Origin of the sequence: Aquiflexum lacus (genome assembly GCF_015476655.1) — a bacterium.
Taxonomy (GTDB): Bacteria; Bacteroidota; Bacteroidia; order Cytophagales; family Cyclobacteriaceae; genus Aquiflexum; species Aquiflexum lacus.
This window is the reverse complement of sequence record NZ_JABFHF010000001.1, coordinates 1-19,195: the sequence shown is the minus strand read 5'-3', so window position 1 is coordinate 19,195 and position 19,195 is coordinate 1. Positions and strand designations below refer to the sequence as shown.

Annotated in this window: 25 protein-coding genes and 1 tRNA gene; 10 read left to right on the top strand and 16 right to left on the bottom strand. The window is 38.9% G+C overall.

Going from position 1 to position 19,195, the window contains the following annotated elements:
- Nucleotide 1: 1 nt before the first annotated feature.
- The 5 genes from HMJ38_RS00130 to HMJ38_RS00110 all read right to left on the bottom strand — a co-directional run bounded on the left by HMJ38_RS00130 (nt 2) and on the right by HMJ38_RS00110 (nt 4,881).
- Nucleotides 2-778: an enoyl-CoA hydratase/isomerase family protein gene (locus HMJ38_RS00130; protein WP_194972347.1), complete on the bottom strand. Its 777-nt coding sequence runs from the start codon at nt 776-778 to the stop codon at nt 2-4.
- Between the two features lie 80 nt (nt 779-858).
- Nucleotides 859-2,823, bottom strand: coding sequence for a ComEC/Rec2 family competence protein (locus HMJ38_RS00125; RefSeq protein ID WP_194972346.1), 1,965 nt, complete (start codon nt 2,821-2,823; stop codon nt 859-861).
- Between the two features lie 86 nt (nt 2,824-2,909).
- Nucleotides 2,910-3,446 (bottom strand): DUF3575 domain-containing protein, encoded by a 537-nt coding sequence (locus HMJ38_RS00120; RefSeq protein WP_194972345.1) that lies wholly within the window; start codon nt 3,444-3,446, stop codon nt 2,910-2,912.
- 39 nt (nt 3,447-3,485) lie between these two features.
- Nucleotides 3,486-3,950 carry a GNAT family N-acetyltransferase gene (locus HMJ38_RS00115; protein WP_194972344.1) on the bottom strand — a complete coding sequence of 155 codons (465 nt, stop codon included), beginning with the start codon at nt 3,948-3,950 and terminating at the stop codon, nt 3,486-3,488.
- Nucleotides 3,880-4,881: a PhoH family protein gene (locus HMJ38_RS00110; RefSeq protein ID WP_194972343.1), complete on the bottom strand. Its 1,002-nt coding sequence runs from the start codon at nt 4,879-4,881 to the stop codon at nt 3,880-3,882. The genes HMJ38_RS00115 and HMJ38_RS00110 overlap by 71 nt, the downstream gene beginning before the upstream one ends.
- A 103-nt stretch (nt 4,882-4,984) precedes the next feature.
- Here HMJ38_RS00110 and HMJ38_RS00105 point away from each other — a divergent pair, with 103 nt between their 5' ends.
- The 3 genes from HMJ38_RS00105 to HMJ38_RS00095 all read left to right on the top strand — a co-directional run bounded on the left by HMJ38_RS00105 (nt 4,985) and on the right by HMJ38_RS00095 (nt 6,213).
- Entirely contained in the window at nt 4,985-5,761 is a 777-nt protein-coding gene (locus HMJ38_RS00105; RefSeq protein WP_194972342.1) for an SAM hydrolase/SAM-dependent halogenase family protein, read from the top strand.
- On the top strand, nt 5,761-6,057 hold the full coding sequence (locus HMJ38_RS00100) for a putative quinol monooxygenase (protein WP_194972341.1): 297 nt from the start codon (nt 5,761-5,763) through the stop codon (nt 6,055-6,057). The genes HMJ38_RS00105 and HMJ38_RS00100 overlap by 1 nt, the downstream gene beginning before the upstream one ends.
- A gap of 72 nt (nt 6,058-6,129) precedes the next feature.
- Nucleotides 6,130-6,213, top strand: a tRNA-Leu gene (locus HMJ38_RS00095).
- 318 nt (nt 6,214-6,531) lie between these two features.
- Here HMJ38_RS00095 and HMJ38_RS00090 read toward each other — a convergent pair.
- Both HMJ38_RS00090 and HMJ38_RS00085 read right to left on the bottom strand, forming a co-directional pair.
- Entirely contained in the window at nt 6,532-6,969 is a 438-nt protein-coding gene (locus tag HMJ38_RS00090; protein WP_194972340.1) for a type II toxin-antitoxin system HicB family antitoxin, read from the bottom strand.
- A 7-nt stretch (nt 6,970-6,976) separates the two neighbouring features.
- Entirely contained in the window at nt 6,977-7,465 is a 489-nt protein-coding gene (locus tag HMJ38_RS00085; RefSeq protein WP_194972339.1) for a hypothetical protein, read from the bottom strand.
- 91 nt (nt 7,466-7,556) lie between these two features.
- Here HMJ38_RS00085 and HMJ38_RS00080 point away from each other — a divergent pair, with 91 nt between their 5' ends.
- Nucleotides 7,557-7,808, top strand: a complete 252-nt coding sequence (locus HMJ38_RS00080) for a type II toxin-antitoxin system Phd/YefM family antitoxin (RefSeq protein ID WP_194972338.1) — start codon at nt 7,557-7,559, stop codon at nt 7,806-7,808.
- Between the two features lie 95 nt (nt 7,809-7,903).
- On the opposite strand, the gene HMJ38_RS00075 is transcribed toward HMJ38_RS00080, so the two are convergent.
- The 8 genes from HMJ38_RS00075 to lpdA all read right to left on the bottom strand — a co-directional run bounded on the left by HMJ38_RS00075 (nt 7,904) and on the right by lpdA (nt 14,143).
- Complete coding sequence (locus HMJ38_RS00075) at nt 7,904-8,197, bottom strand: type II toxin-antitoxin system RelE/ParE family toxin (RefSeq protein ID WP_317174481.1); 294 nt, start codon at nt 8,195-8,197, stop codon at nt 7,904-7,906.
- A 5-nt stretch (nt 8,198-8,202) separates the two neighbouring features.
- Nucleotides 8,203-8,376, bottom strand: a complete 174-nt coding sequence (locus tag HMJ38_RS00070; RefSeq protein WP_194972337.1) for a hypothetical protein — start codon at nt 8,374-8,376, stop codon at nt 8,203-8,205.
- Between the two features lie 55 nt (nt 8,377-8,431).
- Nucleotides 8,432-9,445 carry a threonine aldolase family protein gene (locus tag HMJ38_RS00065; protein WP_194972336.1) on the bottom strand — a complete coding sequence of 338 codons (1,014 nt, stop codon included), beginning with the start codon at nt 9,443-9,445 and terminating at the stop codon, nt 8,432-8,434.
- 72 nt (nt 9,446-9,517) lie between these two features.
- Nucleotides 9,518-10,519 carry a glycerophosphodiester phosphodiesterase family protein gene (locus HMJ38_RS00060; RefSeq protein WP_194972335.1) on the bottom strand — a complete coding sequence of 334 codons (1,002 nt, stop codon included), beginning with the start codon at nt 10,517-10,519 and terminating at the stop codon, nt 9,518-9,520.
- 219 nt (nt 10,520-10,738) lie between these two features.
- The gene (locus HMJ38_RS00055) at nt 10,739-11,185 is read right to left on the bottom strand and encodes a DUF2721 domain-containing protein (RefSeq protein WP_194972334.1); all 447 of its coding nucleotides are present in this window, start codon (nt 11,183-11,185) and stop codon (nt 10,739-10,741) included.
- A gap of 103 nt (nt 11,186-11,288) precedes the next feature.
- Nucleotides 11,289-12,116 carry an anti-sigma factor gene (locus tag HMJ38_RS00050; protein WP_194972333.1) on the bottom strand — a complete coding sequence of 276 codons (828 nt, stop codon included), beginning with the start codon at nt 12,114-12,116 and terminating at the stop codon, nt 11,289-11,291.
- Nucleotides 12,116-12,649 carry an RNA polymerase sigma factor gene (locus HMJ38_RS00045; RefSeq protein WP_194972332.1) on the bottom strand — a complete coding sequence of 178 codons (534 nt, stop codon included), beginning with the start codon at nt 12,647-12,649 and terminating at the stop codon, nt 12,116-12,118. Before HMJ38_RS00045 ends, HMJ38_RS00050 begins: the two co-directional genes overlap by 1 nt.
- Nucleotides 12,650-12,742: 93 nt before the next feature.
- On the bottom strand, nt 12,743-14,143 hold the full coding sequence (lpdA, locus tag HMJ38_RS00040) for a dihydrolipoyl dehydrogenase (RefSeq protein WP_194972331.1): 1,401 nt from the start codon (nt 14,141-14,143) through the stop codon (nt 12,743-12,745).
- A gap of 178 nt (nt 14,144-14,321) precedes the next feature.
- Between lpdA and HMJ38_RS00035 the strand changes: the two genes are divergently transcribed.
- Nucleotides 14,322-14,705 (top strand): GxxExxY protein, encoded by a 384-nt coding sequence (locus tag HMJ38_RS00035; RefSeq protein ID WP_194972330.1) that lies wholly within the window; start codon nt 14,322-14,324, stop codon nt 14,703-14,705.
- 113 nt (nt 14,706-14,818) lie between these two features.
- Nucleotides 14,819-15,565 (top strand): 3-oxoacyl-[acyl-carrier-protein] reductase, encoded by a 747-nt coding sequence (gene fabG / locus HMJ38_RS00030; RefSeq protein WP_194972329.1) that lies wholly within the window; start codon nt 14,819-14,821, stop codon nt 15,563-15,565.
- Nucleotides 15,566-16,040: 475 nt separating this feature from the next.
- On the opposite strand, the gene HMJ38_RS00025 is transcribed toward fabG, so the two are convergent.
- On the bottom strand, nt 16,041-16,403 hold the full coding sequence (locus HMJ38_RS00025) for a hypothetical protein (RefSeq protein WP_194972328.1): 363 nt from the start codon (nt 16,401-16,403) through the stop codon (nt 16,041-16,043).
- A gap of 423 nt (nt 16,404-16,826) precedes the next feature.
- Here HMJ38_RS00025 and HMJ38_RS00020 point away from each other — a divergent pair, with 423 nt between their 5' ends.
- Genes HMJ38_RS00020 through HMJ38_RS00005 form a run of 4 tightly spaced genes read left to right on the top strand, consistent with a single transcriptional unit; the run spans nt 16,827 to nt 18,816 of the window.
- Nucleotides 16,827-17,675: an SPFH domain-containing protein gene (locus HMJ38_RS00020; RefSeq protein WP_194972327.1), complete on the top strand. Its 849-nt coding sequence runs from the start codon at nt 16,827-16,829 to the stop codon at nt 17,673-17,675.
- Between the two features lie 6 nt (nt 17,676-17,681).
- Nucleotides 17,682-18,173, top strand: coding sequence for a hypothetical protein (locus HMJ38_RS00015; protein WP_194972326.1), 492 nt, complete (start codon nt 17,682-17,684; stop codon nt 18,171-18,173).
- A 2-nt stretch (nt 18,174-18,175) separates the two neighbouring features.
- The gene (locus tag HMJ38_RS00010; RefSeq protein ID WP_194972325.1) at nt 18,176-18,646 is read left to right on the top strand and encodes a hypothetical protein; all 471 of its coding nucleotides are present in this window, start codon (nt 18,176-18,178) and stop codon (nt 18,644-18,646) included.
- A gap of 2 nt (nt 18,647-18,648) precedes the next feature.
- Nucleotides 18,649-18,816: an Arc family DNA-binding protein gene (locus HMJ38_RS00005; RefSeq protein WP_194972324.1), complete on the top strand. Its 168-nt coding sequence runs from the start codon at nt 18,649-18,651 to the stop codon at nt 18,814-18,816.
- Nucleotides 18,817-19,195 lie beyond the last annotated feature (379 nt).

The following is a 19,195-nucleotide window of genomic DNA, read 5'->3' as shown; positions in this document are numbered from 1 at the left end:
ATTACCATTGAATTGATTCCTTGTTCAAAAATGCCGTAATTCCTTTTTGGCAATCTGCGGTACCTCTTGCCTTGGCATTCATAGCAGCAGCATATTCCAATCCTTCTTCCAGACTTTTTTCCTGCACCTTTGCAAACATTTCCTTGGTCAACGCCATGGATTGACCGGAATTTTGTTTGATTAGTTTTTGTGCATAACCAAAAACTGTATCTTCCAGCTCACTTTCTTCAACAACCCAATTTACCAATCCCATATTTTTGGCTTCTGATGCGGAAATCAGGTCGCCACCCAACAATAATTGTTTGGCTTTTCCCTCCCCGATTTTCCTGATTAAAAACACCTTAACAATGGCTGGAACAAAACCGATTCTCACCTCGGTGTATCCAAATTTTGCCTCTTTTACTGAAAATGAAAAATCGCATACTGTCGCCAAGCCACATCCTCCTGCGATTGCATGACCTTGAATCTGTGCAATAATTACTTTGGGCGATGTATAAATCAAATAGAACAAATCTTTCAAACTCCGGCTGTCAGTCAGATTTTCTTCATAGGTATTACTTTGCAATGATTGTAGGTAAGCGAGGTCGGCACCGGAACAGAAGACCTTCCCGGCAGCTTTGATAACAATGACTTTTACTTCTTTGTCTTCATTGAAAGCCCGGATAGCATCTTTCAAGGCCTCTACCATTTCTGCATTGAGTGCATTTCTTTTTTCAGGCCTGTTCAATTCGAGGTAGCCTATTCTCTCTTTTACAAAGGCATTGAGGGGTTGATTCATCTTGTGGTTATAAATGTCAAATAAAAGAATGCTTATTTATTGAAAGATAGAGTACAGCTTTTGCTCTTCCAAAATTCGGCTTATTTAAATCGGACCTTAAAGGCTTTTTCATTTAGGTCTAAGGTATCTGAAAGCTTTGTTTTTTCCCAAGTACCATCTTTCCATCGGAAAATATCTCTATCAGGAACCTTTTCTGATAAGATCAATTGATGGTCATGTATCAATAAATTTGCTTGAATATCGGGTAAGGTCAATTCCAACCCTTCCTCATTCAAGAAAGCCATAAGGGAATGGGAATTGATAAACTTCAAATCACTTCTATTTGGCAAGATACTGTAAGTGTAATCCTTGGATACATTCTCTTCAAAAGAATATAAACTAGATCTGTCCAAAAAATCCACTGCCATTCCTTGATTTAAAGCGTAAATATATAGTTCTCTGCTTTTCTGTTGAAAAACAATACCTGTGACCCTAAAGATGCCAGCGATAAAGATTAAGACCACAACAGTGATTCCCAATTTTCTGCCCGGATATACCCACAGCAGCAAAAATAATATGAGTAGCAACCAATAAAATACCACCTCCCAAACAGAAATACTGATTTCAGTGATTTTGGATGCCGGCAAATCCTGAATCCAAAAAATCAACAGGTTGACCAACGCAATCAGCTTTTCGGTCACCCAAGCCAAAATTTTTGAAAGCATCGGAACTTCTGCAAAAACCATAAAGGGTACACCAAAAGACATGATTAAAAAAGCACCTGGAATCGCCACCAAATTGGACAACATGAAATAAGTCGGGAAAATATGGAAATAATAGGCAGAGATCGGAAAAGTAGCCAACTGCGCAGCAATACCAACAGTGCTGATCTGCCAGACATATTCCAGAAACCGATTTTTTGGCAACCATAATCTTACCAACATAGGTTGAATCACCAAAATACCCAAAAGAGCAATATAAGACAATTGAAACCCAACTGCATAAATCAGAAATGGATCTAAAATCAATAAAATCAGGGCAGACAATGCGATGGCATTGAAAATAGAAGGACTTCTGGACTTCATTTGAGCCAAAGCCATTAAAGAAAACATGGTAGCGGCCCGCATCACAGAGGGTGACATTCCTGTCAGCATTGCATATCCCCAAATTAGAAGGATTATCAAAGATAAATACAACACTCTTTTGGATACAGGGAGTCTAAAGGGCTTGACAAATAGAAAGAAAAAACCATATATAATCCCCACATGCAAACCGGAAACTGCCAATATATGCATGGCACCTGCCGTTGCATAAGCATCACTCACCTCCTTATCCAGGTTTTTTTTCTGCCCCAACAGTAAAGCTTTGGCTACCTGTAGGCTTGATTTATCTTGGAAATAAAAATCCATTCTAGCCATAATTATAGATCGGATATCAATAAAAAATTCCTCAACAGGCCTTTCCTTTACACTTCCGATCACTTCAAACCGATCTGAGATAAAATGCTGGTGCGAAATCTTTTGTCTCAGCATAAATCTCTGGTAATTGAATTCATTGGGATTCTTTGGACCTTGGATTGCATTCGGGTTACCAGAAATCAAAATGACATCTCCTGGGTTCAATGGCTCCTCAGATCGATGATATATCAAAACTTCTCCTTTGACAGGATGTGCCAAACCTTCGCTAAAGACCTTTTTGACCAAAACCTGGTTCGCAATAGAATTTGGCTTGGCCTCATCATTAGATAAGACTGTTCCCAAGTAACTTTGGATTGGAAAATTAGTATTGAGTAGTTGATCAGGTTGATTTTTGATATCTGTATCATTGGCAAAATACAGTCCGAAGAAAACAAATAGAACGTACGCCAAGATTGGCAAAATGATTTTGAACCGGTATTCATGTTGATAAATATTGATTCCAACCAAAATAAGGTAGAAAAAGTAGATAGAGATAATGGTTGCAAGAATGACATCTCTGGGAATATTCTCTCCAAAAAAGGAATAGATCACAACCCCTAGGATGAAATACACAACGTACCTCAAAAAAGGAAATTCAGAGAACCTCATACCTGAAAAGTTTCTATGAATTTACTTATAAAAAAAGAAAAAGGAGCCTTTTGGGGCTCCTTCGACTTGATATTAATCGGATAATTTCAAAATCGGTAACCTACATTAAAGCCAGCTTTGAATTCTACATAAGAAAATTTATCTGCAACTTCCTGAGAAAAACCTCTGGCAATAGAAGCGAAAGGTCCAAATGCAAAATTATTGAAGTTCCACCTGTACCCCCCTATCAGGCCGATATATCCCGAATTCATATTGGTAATGGAAATAGTATTGTCCAAAGCTTCTCTGTATTCTCCAAAACGATATTTGAAAAATGGAGAGATGTACATCTTCCCATTCTCGTCACCAGCAAAATAAAAATTATAAGAAACCAACACTGAAGTTACAGAAAAATCCCTGCCATCCCTTGCAGAACTATACCCAAATCTGTCATTAAGGTGTAATTCAACACCTATTGATTGGTCATGATTGAGGAACTGTTCATAACCCAATTCAACAGAACCTAAAAATATGGTGTTCAGAAAATTTAGTCTCACTTCTCCTTTAGGATCTTCTAATGACTGGGAGAAAACAGGAGCAGACAAGAGTGCTAACCCTATAAATGCAAATAGTAGTTTTTTCATGATTAAAATTTTAATTCAAATATTATTGTTTTTTTCGGATTACAAATATAATTCCATTTTAAAATGTTGAATGTTGCATTCCTCAAACATCTCACCAACTTTTTTGAAACCGAACTTTGCATAAAGTGGCATTGCATCCAACTGCGCATGCATGTATAGCTTCTTCCCTTTGGACTCAGGGCTTGCAGCGATATCGTTCAAAACTGCTTGGACCAACTCTTGACCAACTCCTATTCCCCTCATGGATTTCAAAACTGCAAATCTTTCCAGCTTCACACCCTTATCCGTAAATCTCCAACGGGCAGTTCCAGCAGGTTGACCGTCGATTTTGGCTAGAAAATGAGTAGAAGTAGATTCAAATTCATCATACTCTTCCGATGGGTCAACTTCCTGTTCTATAACAAAAACATCCTCTCTGATTTTGAAGATGGTATTAAGCTGCTCCTCCGTCAGTACTTTTTCTATGAGGATCTGTTGTTCTTCTTTCTTCTCTTTGGGATTCATCTTTTTCGTATGCTTCTATGATTGATTTGACCAATTTATGTCGGATAACATCTTTACCGCTAAGGCTTACTATGCCAATATTCTTCACATCCCTCAATACATGAAGGGCTTCTTTTAATCCTGATTTCTGGCGATTAGGCAAATCCACTTGAGTCTGATCTCCTGTAATGATTACTTTGGAATTGGGACCCATTCGGGTCAAAAACATCTTGATCTGCTCATTTGTGGTATTTTGGGCCTCATCTAACAACACAAATGCATCATGCAAAGTCCTACCTCTCATGTAAGCTAAAGGTGCAATTTCAATCACCCTGGTTTCTTGATAATACTTCAATTTTTCAGGTGGGACCATATCAGAAAGCGCATCATAAATGGGTCTCAAATAAGGATCAAGTTTTTCCTGCAAATCTCCTGGTAAAAACCCCAGATTTTCCCCCGCTTCTACTGCAGGTCTTGTGATGATGATTCTTTTTACTTCCCTGTTTTTCAATGCCCGGACTGCCAAAGCAACCGCTATATATGTCTTGCCTGTACCTGCGGGCCCAAGGGCAAAAACCAGGTCATTTTTGTAAGCAGCTTCAACCAATTTTCTTTGATTGGGAGATTTTGGTTTGACGACCAATCCCTTGTTGCCGTATAATATGACATCATCTTTTTGGTTTTCCTCAAAAGGTGCACCTTCTAGCGCAATGTATTCTTTGACATTGTCAGGAGTGACATGTCCAAACCTGTGAAAATGCTGCAACAGCATATTGAGAAGGTCGTTGATTCTTAGGATTTCAGGTGCACGGCCCTGTATCCGAATTTCATTACCTCTTGATACAATTTTGCTTTGGGGAAAAGCGGAAGCTATTTGACGGATATTCTCGTTTTCTGATCCTAAAAAGTCCAGCAGCGGAATGTTTTCTAAAGTAATTACCTTTTCTACCAAGCTATTCTATTTGATTTATGAATTGTCTTATGGTGTAAGGATAAAATTCCTAATTTTGTTCACACCTGATACAAAAATACTAAATTTTAACAGACTTGCTTCTATGGCATTGATAACATTCACCTCAGATTTTGGAGACGGAGACTTTTACGTCCCGGCAGTTAAGGCAAAAATGTTATCTATCAACCCGCAACTTAACATTGTCGACATCACGCACAAAATTGATGTTTATGATATTGCCCATGCTGCATTTGTCCTGAAATCCATCTACAAGGATTTTCCAAAAGGAACCGTCCATTTGGTAGCCATGAACAGTACAAGCAGTATTTCGGAAGGGTATATCGGCATCAAACTCGAGGAACATATTTTTCTGGGCCCAAATAACGGTGTGCTCAGTCTCTTATCTGATTATGACCCTGGAATCGTGGTGCAATTTGCAGACATTCATGTGAAGGTTAGTACTTTTCCTGTGAAAGATATCCTTGCTCCCATTGCCGCTAAAGTGGCTTCAGGAGCTGCCATACATGATTTTGGAGGGCCATTGATGCAGATTAAAAAAATGATCCCCCGACAGTTCAAAGCATCAAAAAAGCAGATTTTGGGCCACGTAATCCGGGTAGACAATTATGGCAACCTGATCACCAATATTCCTAAAAGTGTTTTCGAAACGCTTAACCCGGGAAAATACAGCCTTGAATTTGGAAGAGAAAAACTCCCCAAACTCAACCAAACCTATGATGATGTAGATGCCGGGGATTGTTTTGCCTTCTTCAACAGTATTGACTTGCTGGAAATCGGTATCAACCTTGGGCATGGAGCGGACTTGTTGGGATTGAGACATGACAGTCCTGTATTTATCAATTTTGAAGTGAATCAATAATGTTGATACGTGTAGTCAGAATGACATTTAGAGCAGAAAAGGTAGGCGAGTTTTTGGAGAACTTTGCGGCCAACAAGGAAAAAATCAGAAATTTTACTGGTTGTCATCACCTAGAACTCTGGCAGGATGAAAACCAACAAAATATTTTCACGACGTATAGCCATTGGGAAAGTGAAGAGGCATTAAATCAATACCGTGATTCCGAGCTGTTTAAATCTGTTTGGGCAGTTACTAAGCCACTTTTTGCTGGAAAGCCATTTGCTTTCAGTTCGAAAAAAATTATAGCACTGCCTTGAATTGGCTTGCAAGGAAAAAAATCTTTACTCATATTTGCATCCCGTTCAGCAAGAGACGGGAATAATTGAAATGCCCAGATGGCGGAATTGGTAGACGCGTTGGTCTCAAACACCAATGAGGTTACACTCGTGCCGGTTCGACTCCGGCTCTGGGTACAGAAGCTCACAGAAATGTGGGCTTTTTTTTATGCAAAACCCCCAAGAAATTTTGGCTAAAGCCAATTTGTGCTAAACATACATTTGTGAATGGGCTAAAGCCACATTCCTATTCATAATGATCTCAATCTCATAATTCACATATTATCATCAATTGCCTCCTGCTTTAGCTGGAGGAAAATAAAGCAATTCCGATTACCCAGGCTTTATCCAAATCAATTCATCTATCCTTTGATCTCACCATTCAATTTTGGCTATATCCCATTTTGAACCATAAATTCATTAAATGGGCTAAAGCCACATTCCTTTTGATAAAAATTATGCAAAATTCACTTTACCAAACTCATCTGCCAAACGGTGAAGTCCCTCTTCAATTTGACGGGCTTTGGCATCTGACAAAGAGACTAATCCTTTGCTGATTTTGCGCATCATGCTGGGGTTCATCCCGATGAAATTGGCAAATTCACTTTTGTTGAGCATAGAGTATTGCTCAAAGAATTGTTGTATATCCAGAAAATATTCGATGTCTGCATTCCTCAACCTTTCTGCTTCCGCAGAATTACCCATCTCCTCCAAATATTCTGTCTTAAATTCAATTACCTCAGCAATATTTTCCTTTACTTCTTCATAAGTTTCCCCTACGGTATATATACCTTCTTCTTCTGGTGCATATGCGCTAAAGCCTGTTGAGGATTTTTCCAATACAATCTTTAGTTTTCTCTTAAAGAGATCGGTTTTAGTTTCACTTGATTTCATATAATATTCAATAAGGAAGTTCTTCATCTCCAAAATCCAAGTCAAAATCTTGTGGGAGGTCTTTAAGCCGGTCGATACGGGGACAGTATTCTTTAAAAGCACAACCTTCCGGTGACCCGGAACAATAATCAAATGTCATAAAGCCATGATTTACTATTGCCGTTTTTTCATTGAGTGTCTCCACTGTCATCGAATAGGCAAAAGAAATCGGCAAATTATCCGGTAAATCAATATCCAAATTCCAACTTTGCATCATTTTTTTGAAAGCCTTGCAGATGGTAGTCATATCATCCTCAGAAAGTTGATCTGCAGGCGGGAAATCTTCCACTTTCAAACCACAATAATCACCAAAGGTATTTGGCGGATCATGGGCAATCCAATTTTCGATTTCCTCAAAATGCTCTTCCATGGTCTGGGGATGGGAGAAATCCTCTTGGGGTTTTCTGCTATATGCCTTTGAAATATCTTCAAGCAGGTGTGAAATGTAGGGATGCATATTTTAGGATTGGTTGATAGAACATAAAAACATCTGTACAGCTTATTGTATAAGGTCTAATTTATTTCTATTCTCACTTTAAAACAAACCTATGGGAATTACTACATACGCCAAATTCAGACAAAACCTTAAAGCCTTTTTGGACAAGATAATCACAGACCATAGTCCTCTTTATGTCACTCGGACAAGCAGAGAAGATGTGGAGGTGCTTTCCAAAACTGATTATGAAAGCATGCAGGAAACTATTTACCTTTTAAATAGTCCAAAAAATGGTGAAAGGTTACTTAAGGGTATCAGGGAATTTGAAAAAGGGGTGGGTGAAGAAAACAATTTAATTGAATAAGCTATTTGCCACAAAAATCATTTCTTTTAAGTAGGTGTTTGTAAAATTACCTGTATGGCAGTAAACAGATAGAAAGGGATTATTTATTTGGGATTTCATTCAAAAATTGATATTCCTGAAAGGGGTTGGGATGAACTATGAACAGCTATAATATTTATACTTTTTTCATCAAATAGCACATAGATAATCCTATAGCTTTTATAAATAATCTCCCTAATACTTTCATTATTTAGTTCCGGAACAACTCTCCCCATCTTTGGGAAAGCAATTATTAAATTTTCCTTATCAAATATTCGGTCAGTAATTTCTTCGGCGTATCGTGGGGAAACTTGCATATAATATTCCCGAATCTCAAAAATATTCTCAATGGCTTCCTTGGACCATTTTATTTTGACTATTCTTTAATCATTTTTTTTGCTTCAGAACTCGTATAGGTTTCTCCTTTCCCAACCTGCTCGATCCCAATTTCTATTTTATTGATCAGGATAAGTTTTTCCATTAAATCATCAATGGAGAACTGTTCAGGCATTTCTTTTAATGTTTGTAGGACTTTTTCTTTTGTTATCATTCTTATATTTTTTTCAATAAAGATACAAATTCAAATAGATTAGAAAAACTGTGAATCACAATCCTTTCACCCTCTTCCCAAACTCCTCCAACCCCTCATCCCCAAAATCCAAGTGCGTCACAAACCTAATCTGATCTTTACCAAATCGGACAGCTTTGATTTCTTTTGCAGCAAGTTTGGTGAGCATTTCTTCAGGGGAGATTCCATTTAGTCTGGCAATAACAATATTAGTAGCAACTGGAAAAACCTCTGAAACCAAGGGGTGATTTTCAAGCATTTTCCCCAATTCCCTAGCCCGGGCATGGTCTTCTTTCAATCGGTCGACATGATGGTCTAAGGCATAAATCCCGGCCGCAGCCAAAAAACCTGCCTGTCGCATTCCTCCACCAAAAGCTTTACGGACTTTTCTAGCCCGCTTGATATCTGCTTTGGTTCCCAAGAGGACAGAACCTACCGGGCAGCCTAATCCTTTGCTCAAGCAGACAGAAATGGTATCAAACATTTGTCCCCATTTTTTTGGACTTTCTCCGGACTCTACCAATGCATTGAAAATCCTTGCCCCATCCAAATGAAGTTTTAATGCGTTCTTTTCACAGACTTCCTTGATAGGCTTTACTTCTTCTAAAGTGTAAATACTGCCACCTCCTTTGTTCATCGTATTTTCCAAAGAAACCAAAGTGGTCTCACAGGCATGCACATCGTCCGGACTGATATTTTCCGCAATATCCTGTGCAGTGATTTTCCCATAAGCCCCATCCAAAAGTTTGACAGAAGCATGGGAATTGGACATGATGCCTCCGCCCTCGTAGAGGTAGATATGGGAATATTTATGACAGATGACCTCTGTCTGCGGTCGGGTATGTAAGCGGATGGCAATTTGATTGGTCATGGTACCGGAGGGACAAAAAAGCCCTGCCTCCATTCCAAATATACCAGCTAGTTTCTCTTCAAGCTTGTTTACCGTTGGGTCTTCTTCAAACACATCATCCCCAACTTCTGCGGCCCACATGGCTTCAAGCATTTCTTTTGTGGGCTTGGTAAGGGTATCCGAACGTAAATCAATTATCATTTTCTCGTTTTTTTAAAGTAAAAGTTAGACCAAGAAATAATACACAATCTTATATCTTGTGTCTCAAATCTATTATCTTTTTTCAAAATACTTTTTCTTCGTACTTTCCTCAGGCATCAATTCTTGAATCGCCTTCGCCGCTTCTATGGGTCTATCTGTAGCCAAAATATCCGCACCTCTCCTGACCAAGCCTATATAAACTTCCTCACCTTGAGCGATTGCGCTGTTGTCAAGATTTCCCATGACACCTAAAATAGTGAAAATACCTCTCTGATGTAAAATATCATTGAATGCAGGTGTTCTTGAGGATGTTCCTGTAAATGCAATTAACTTTTCTGTCGGTATAATCTCCTTATCATACCTTTCAAGTTCTTCTTCATTCCTAATCGTAACAGATAGCATTAAGTCAGGATGAAGCGAGTGAATTTTCTTGGCAGCCTCAAAGGAATAGGTGATGACAGCGGCATAAGGTGCTGCGTTGTGTGTCCGAATGGCATCCACTACCATTTCAAAAGGAACCCCTCTCTTGATATCAATTGTGAGAAGAACCTTTCCTTTGGACCATGCTAAGGCTTCATCCAAAGTAGGAACTCGAAAACCTGTCTTATTCCCTTCCAAATCCACCAAATACAATTGGCCGATCTCTTCCAAATCCAGATCAATCACTCTCCCTTTGCCCGTTGTGGTCCTATCAACTGTATTGTCATGCATCAATACCAAGACGGAATCTTTGGTCATCGCTACATCAAATTCAATAATTGCATGGGTGTATTGGATAACATTTTCAAAAGCCTCGATGGAATTTTCAGGAAATCCAGGATAAGGACCGCCTCTATGTGCAGATACCATGGGGATACGGTCAGGATTCCAAGTATAAAAGTCTTCAGTTTCCTCCAAATTATCCACTTGGATGAAACTTCGTTTCTCTGTTTCCTCTAATTTTCCTTCGTTATTTCCTTTGATGCCACATGAGAAAACCACCAAAAGGAGAATTAAAATAGCTCTGCTATTTAGAAAACCAAATATTGCTTTGGTAGTATTGGTCAAAATATTATTAGTTAGATTTATTTTCATTTGTTCTTTTTTATGGAAATGTGTGTCTATAAATATCTCTCCATCGAAACCGCAAGCAATTAACAATTCAGAAAAATTTAGCGCTTAAAAAGATTTTCTCAGAATCAACCCGAATTTCTATTTAAGTCTACCCTAGTTCTATTGTATTTCAACAATATTTCTACCTTATTTCAATTTATTTCCACCTTATCCAGAAACGTTTTGCTTTAATTTTCACAATCATTCCCTATCCTTTTTAAACCAAGAGTCCAATCTACTTTTTCGTTTCTCAAAATGGTCCTCCATATCTTTCAACTCAAGGTTAATAGCTTGATTGGAAATCAATATCTCAAACAAAGAAATGGCCAGTGAAATCAATAAAGCCAACATACTGAATATAAAAACATAGTCAGCTGCAGGTTGTGCGTCTACAAATATCAGATACATACAGATAATACAGAGTAAGAAACTCAATACCCCGCACAATTGCATGTACTTGATCATGCTCACCCTTTTTTTGAGATTCCTAATTTGGTCAATGATAATTTCCTGATCGGGATTTTCCAGAAATTTTTTGTGAAGGCCCCTTATCAGATTGGCAACGGCCAAAAATCTGTTGGTGAAAGCCAGCATCATCAAAGTGATAGCCGAAAAAAGCAGTGCAGGGGTGGATAGTTGGAGTTCCATAGGTTTTGAAAATTGAACAGGCAAATTGGGCATTAATCCTTAAAAAATAAAACCCGGCCAAATAGCCGGGTCATTTAATATCCAAATAAATAATTGCTAATTTCTAAACAACATTCCCCAACACTACCAATTTCTCCAAAGTAGGGCTCTCACTTCCTCCCTTTGGTTCTACGGTAATGGCAAAGGCACCTGCTGAGGCTACTGCCTGCATTTGCTGGAGACTGAATTTCTGACCTGCATCTACAAGACCGATACCAATTGGACCCTGTTCACCAATGGCCCAAAGCTGATAGTCATACTGTTCTTCCAAACCGGAGAGGTTATTGACCGAGACAAAAACACTTGCGCTGCCCTTATCCCACCAAACATCCACAGCAGCATCTTTTTGCATTTCAAAGCCTTCCCCTTTCATCGGGATCCTTTCATAGTTTCCGGCCAAAAGTATTTCCAACTGGGCATCTGCCTCCTCAAAATTCACTTTGTACTGATTCATTTCCTCAGCCAAAACCGATTGCTCTTGAAGCAAAGCCGCAAACCTTTTGTCTACATCATTGTATTGCATTGCAAAATAAATTGCCACAGCCGATGCCAACAGTGCGACAATACTTGCTGCGGCAAAATATGCTTTCCAAGGTTGAATGCTTATAGTTTTTGTGGTCACTTCTTCTTTTGAAGCGGTCAAAACTACTTCTGGACTTTCGGCCATTCCTTGATCCAAGGATTCGAATATTTTCTTTTTGACAGAGGATGATGGATTAATCCCAGCCTGATTGTCAAATTGAAAAAATGCCTCCTCTATCTGATCCAATTCTAATTGGATCTCAGGGTATTGTTTGGCCAACTGAATGACCTCATCCCTTTCCCGCTCACTTAACTCTCCCAATACGAAGAGTTCGAGTTTGCCTGACGATATGTATGCTTGAATATCCACTAGATTCTATCTAAGTTCTTTTTTAACACATTGATTGCTGCTCGGATGCGCGATTTGACTGTCCCTAAAGGAAGGTTAAACTCCTCTGAAATTTCTGAATGGGTGTAGCCTTTGAAATAAATGCACTCAATCACAAACCTTTGTTCCTCATTGAGGTCCACTAGAAGCTCCTTGACTCCAATTCCGTCGACCAACTCTGATGTTCCTGACTCGCTCTCCAAACCATATACGTAGTCATCAATCGTATTGGTCTTATTGCTCTTAGAATACTCTTTGGACCTGGTTTTGTCAATGGCTGAATTCCTACAAATATTGGCCATCCAAGTATAAAGCCTTCCTTTTGACTCATCGTAACTGTCAATTTTCCGGGTAATCTTGATAAAGGCATCATGAAACACTTCTTCTGCGATGTCCTTATCGGTGATAATCCTGGAAATGACAGTAAAGAGTGCTCGTGAATAGTTATCGTATAAATATTCTATCGTTTTTCGATCCTGCGCTCTCAATCCTGCAATTAGTTGTTCTTCTTCCAAAAGTTGTGGCTTTAATGGTTTTCTCTTTAATAAAAAGAAAAACACAAGATCAAATATCTGACCTTGTGTTTCGAATATAAGAAAATTATAGGATTAAAGGTGAATCACTTCTCCATATGCTTGTGCAGCTGCTTCCATAATTGCCTCTGACATAGTAGGGTGTGGATGGATAGTTTTGATCAATTCCATTCCTGTTGTCTCCAACTTACGGATGGCCACTATCTCAGCAATCATCTCGGTCACATTAGTACCGATCATATGAGCTCCTAGCAATTCCCCATATTTGGCATCAAAAATCAATTTGACAAAACCATCTTTAGCTCCAGCAGCTGATGCTTTTCCAGAAGCAGAGAATGGGAATTTACCCACTTTCACATCATAACCTGCTTCTTTGGCCTTGGCCTCTGTGTAGCCCACAGAAGAAATTTCAGGGATACAATAAGTACAGCCGGGAATATTGTTGTAGTCTATAGGCTCAGGATGATGACCGGCGATTTTCTCTACACAGGTGATCCCTTCAGCAGAAGCGACGTGGGCCAAGGCAGGACCGGTGGTCACATCTCCAATGGCATAGTATCCCGGCATATTGGTTTTGTAAAACTCATCAACTTTGATTTTTCCTCTATCTACCAAAATCCCAACATCTTCCAAACCTATATTTTCCACATTGGAAACCACACCCACAGCAGACAATACAATATCACATTCTATAGTGGACTCAGCTCCTTTTTTATCTTTGACAGTCACCTTACATCCCTTGCCTTTTGTATCTACGGCAGTGACTTCGGAACTTGTCATGATCTTAATGCCTGCTTTCTTGTAAATTTTTTCAAGTGTTTTTGAAACCTCTTCATCTTCAACAGGGACTATTCTGTCCATGAATTCAACAATGGTCACCTCCACCCCAATAGCACTATAAACATATGCAAACTCAACGCCAATGGCACCTGATCCAACTACAACCATTTTCTCTGGCTTTTTTTCAAGCGTCATTGCCTTACGATAACCAACAATTTTTTCATTATCGATCTTCAAAGCAGGAAGTTCCCTTGCCCGACCACCTGTGGCGATGATAATATGGTCAGCAGCATAAACTGTTTTTTTACCGTCCTTATCTTCAACTTCTACCTTTTTACCAGGCTGAATTTTTCCCCATCCTAAAAGTTGATCGATTTTGTTCTTTTTCATCAAAAACTGAACTCCTTTGGACATGCCCGCGGCCACATCACGGCTTCTTTTGATCATATTGGGAAAATCCACAGAAGCTTCTTTCACAGTGATTCCATAATCCTCTGAATGATTGATATATTCAAAAACTTGTGCACTTTTGATCAATGCTTTGGTTGGGATACAACCCCAGTTCAAACAGATACCACCTAGCTCGGCGGCTTCGACAATTGCCGTTTTCAAACCTAACTGTGAAGCCCTGATTGCAGCAACATACCCTCCCGGACCAGAACCCAAAACAATCAAATCATATTTCGTAGAAGACATATTCTTATTATTTAATTTTCAAATTAGCTATGCAAAAATAGGGCTTTTGGGCAGAGAAAAAAATTTGTCTAGTAAGGATTGGGTTCACGCAAAGACGCCATGATGCAAAGAAAAAAAATTGAATTAAATTAGCTTGAATCTAAAAGTTATCGCCATTCCAATATAGATGCTGAAATAAATGACAGAAAATGATATAGCTAGAGAAATTTTTGATTCTGCATACCACATCCATTACACGCTCGGTCCTGGTCTGTATGAAATTGTTTATGAAAACATTTTAGCACATGAACTGACAAAAAAAGGATTGCATGTAGTAAGGCAAAAGGAAATCAAGGTTAAATGGGACAATCTTGTCTTTGAGCAAGGTTTTAAAGCAGATTTAATTGTAGAAAGAAAAGTTTTAATAGAAATCAAGGCTGTAGAAACCCTTCATCCCAAACATTTTAAGCAGGTAAATACATACTTAAAACTCACGGATATCAAACTGGGTTTGTTGATAAATTTCAATGAGAAATTGATAAAATATGGTTTTAAGAGGATTGTAAATGGGTTGGAGGATTAATAAAATTTACTTGGATACTACCCATCTTAAATTTATTAATCTTTGCTTCTTGGCGTCTTTGCGTGATTTTTTTTTATTTTTGGACCTTACGACACCAACCAAAATAATACAACATGGGATTATTAAGCGGAAAAACAGCTCTGATCACAGGAGCATCTAAAGGAATAGGAAGAGCCATCGCCATCCGATATGCACAGGAAGGTGCCAATGTGGCATTTACATATCTATCAAGTGTCGAAAAAGGTCAGGCATTGGAAAATGAACTTGCAGCTTTCGGCATCAAAGCAAAAGGCTACCGCTCCGATGCTTCCAACTTCAAAGCGGCTGAAGAATTGGTCAATGCGGTAGTAGCTGAATTTGGTTCCTTGGAAATCCTTGTAAACAATGCCGGAATCACCCGAGACAACCTCCTGATGAGAATGACTGAAGAAGCTTGGGATGAAGTAATAGGTGTCAACCTCAAATCCTGTTTCAATACCGTCAAAGCTGCAACCCGTCCCATGATGAAAGCCAAAGCCGGATCGATTATCAATATCACTTCGGTAGTAGGAATCAAAGGAAATGCTGGCCAAGCAAACTATGCGGCTTCCAAATCCGGGATCATCGGCTTCACCAAATCTGTGGCGCTTGAATTGGGATCAAGAAACATCCGTTCCAATGCCGTTGCCCCGGGCTTTATCGAAACTGAGATGACCGGTGTTTTGGATGAAAAAACAGTTCAGGGCTGGAGAGATGGAATCCCGATGAAGCGAGGTGGCCAACCTGAAGAAGTGGCCAATGCCTGTGTGTTCTTGGGTTCTGACATGAGTTCATATATTTCCGGTCAGGTGCTTCAGGTGGATGGGGCAATGTTGACTTGATTTTAGATTTTAGATTGTAGATTTACGGTACTTCATTATTCGAAATTAGGTGTTCTGTATTCGAAATTAAGAATGTTTAATAATGAATGTCGAAATAGACAAGAAGTTGACCCTGCAGGAAAAAGAATTTTTTTCTTGCAGGGTTATTTTTTTACCACATACACATAGGTCGACTCAGAATTTTAATTGACTATAAAATTGAAAATGACTAAAAAATTTGTGGTGATCGGTGAGTTTCAGGATTCAAGATTACTCAGAACTGAATCGGGAAGGTTTTATTGGGCTTATTAACCTTTGAGGTCTTTTTCAGACCTCGAAAGTTTTAAATTTTCACCGAAATTCGATCAAAGAAAAAGAAAGACCTTTAATCTAACACTAAGACCTTCGAGGTTTTGAAAAAACCTCAAAGGTCAAACCCAAAACCTTTGAGGTCTTTTTTTGACCTCGAAGGTTTTAAACGTAAAGTAAAAAAGAATTATTGAGTGGCTAAATCAAAATTTTGTTTTAGTAAATCATCTATAAGTTTCCTTTTCTTTTCTGACCAGTGTTTTGGATAATCGTTCATTGCATTCCGTGCGTGAAGTTGTGCCTTTTCATTATCCCCGGATTTATCATATATAACTGCTGCCAAAAATTGATTAAAAAAATGGTCTCCTTTTGCCAAAGAGTTTTCGAGGTGTTTCACAGCAAGCTGCTTTCTTTCCTCAGGAAGGTTGATTTCTTCCCAACTGATAGATTGAGCTTGGGAAAAATCCAACTTATCAGGGAATTCCAATTGATGGTAAGCTAACATACCCTCTGAAAGCATTTCAAATGAACGCTTATTTTTTGGATACATTTTATTGTTAAAATAAGTCCTGAAAAATAAAGGTGTTTACTATTTTACGCTTATTCATACTTGTGTATTTTGATTTTACATCATTCTTGTTTTAATATGTTTTCCAAGAGAATTTACATGCCTCTTTTTATTTTTAAAAGTAATCCCAAAATTTGAAAACTAAATCTATTGACGAATCTTACTTTACAAAGGTTTTGGTAAAATCAAAGTGGTTGAAACTTTTTAGACAGAGATCATTATAAGCCTATGATTTAATCCCAAAAAGTAGTTTTAATCAAATAAAAAAAATCTCATCTAAAAAACCTTTGAGTTCCTTTTTATTATGCTATTCAAAACTATTCCAAAAAATAATTCCCCCAAAAAGCAACTTTTTTAAAGTCAACAATGTATATTGTATTGATATCAAATTAATATCATAATAATATGGAAAAAATCGTAAAACCTTTCTCTGGCTATTTGATGGTTTTGGTGGCGATAGCCCTGATTCCGGCCACTGCATTTTCGTTTATCAATGAGATACATATTCTCGGAATTGTTTTGGGTGTGGGATTTATCCTGATTCTCCCAGGATTTTTTACCCTTCAACCTAACAAGGCCATGGTGCTGATCCTCTTCGGTGCCTACAAGGGAACAGTCAAAGCCAATGGCTTCTTTTGGGTCAATCCCTTTATGACCAAAAACAAAATTTCGCTTCGGGTAAGGAATTTTGAAAACAAACCCCTCAAAGTCAATGACAAAATCGGTAATCCGGTCATGGTGGGAACCATTGTCGTTTGGCAGGTAGAGGATACGTTCAAGGCTACTTTTGAAGTAGAAGATTATGAAAACTTCATTCACTTACAATCGGATGCTGCGGTTCGAAAAATGGCGGGTAAATACCCTTATGATGATTTTGAGGCTGAAGATGCTGAAATTACGTTACGTTCCGGTGTGGAAGATGTCAACCATTCACTGGAAGCTGAGATTTCTGAACGCTTACATCATGCCGGTATTAAAGTCATCGAAGCGAGGATTTCCCATTTGGCTTATTCCCAGGAAATCGCCTCCGCCATGCTCCAAAGACAACAGGCCACAGCAATTGTCGCAGCTAGGAGGAAAATAGTGGACGGCGCAGTAGGCATGGTGGAAATGGCATTGGAAGATCTTAAAATCAAAGGAATCATTGAATTTGAGGAAGAGAAAAAAGCGGCTATGGTCAGCAACCTGATGGTGGTGCTTTGTTCTGACCGATCTGCCAGTCCGGTGTTGAATGTAGGGACACTCAATCAATAAAGAAGAATGGTAGTCAATGAAACACATACTTTCAGAGGAACTTGGTTGATGTATGCCATTTTGTTGTTGGAATTGCCTACCCTGATCCTGATGGTGGTCCTTTGGCAGACCGGCCACCTTGGGGATGATGGGCCGATTGCAGTTGCCGTAGTCGGTTCCATAATGATCTTGCTTTTTCTAATGATCTTGAACATCAAACTGCAAGTGAGGTTGGACAGGTATGGATTGGCATTTCGAAATCCGCCTTTCATCAATGGCTGGAAAAAATTCAGCGTTGAAGAAATCCTTGAAGCAAAAGTCAAAAAGACCGATGGGATGTTGGAATATGGTGGAATAGGCTTGCGCATGGGGAGAAAGTACCGGGCATATATTTTCATAGCCGACTACCTCCTAGAAATCAAAACTCACAAAAGAAAATATGCCTTTAGTCTCAAAAATCCAGTTCTGGCAGAGGAACTGCTAGCAGAATGGAAAGATCAACCTTCAAAAGAAAGTTAATTATGGGAAGCTTCGTATTCAAAGAAACACAGCGATTTAATCAACCTTGGATCTGGGCCGTTCTGGTTTTGGTCACTGGAATTACATTTTATGGAATCTTCACCCAACCTATTGAAGGCTGGGAAGTTATTATTCCAATTATGATTTTGGGATTGGTGGTCATGCTTTTTGTAAGCCTTCAATTGAAGACCCGTATTGATGAAAATGGGTTGTCTTTTAGCTATTTCCCATTAATAGGCCAAAGGAAATACAACATCAATCAAATTGAAAAATTAGAATTGATCGAATACAACTCACTGACAAAGTTTGGTGGCTGGGGAATTAGGTACAACTTTACCATGTGGGCATACAATGTAGGTGGCAAACATGGTCTGATTGTCAGCTTGAAGGACAAGAAATTTCTGATTGGAACTCAAAAACCGGAAGAAATGCAAAAAGCCATCAAACAGTTTAATCAAATAAAATCAGCGTAAAAATGTCGGTTAAAAAACCATTCGCGCTCCGGTTGGACGAAAAGATGATGAAAGCCGTCGAAAAGTGGGCCTCCGATGAGTTCCGCAGTACCAACGGGCAGATCGAATGGATTGTCTATGAGGCTTTGAAAAAGGCCGGGAGGCTGTCTAAGGGGAAGTCTGAAGAGTGAATTTAGATTTTAGACCTGCCTGCCGGCAGGCAGGTTTTAGATTTGAAAATTGCACATTATCCTAAATGTCATATTTACAAGAGGCTAACACTGTTTCCTACTTCCAGCCAATTCCTACCAAGTCCAATTTTGACTCTTGGTTACCCGTTATCCAACGGTACAGAATTTGACTCTCGGTTCTTGTTTCTCGCATCTTGCTTCTTTTGTCTTGGTTTTTGAATCTTGGTTCTTATCCTAAACCTTCGAGGTCAAAAAAGACCTCAAAGGTTAAGCTATCTTGGCTCTTGGTTCTTAAATCTAAACTCTCGCTTCCCGTCTCTCGCTCCTGCCTGCCGGCCATAGCCGTCAGTTTAAGGACGTAAAACCCTGTTGGTGAGGT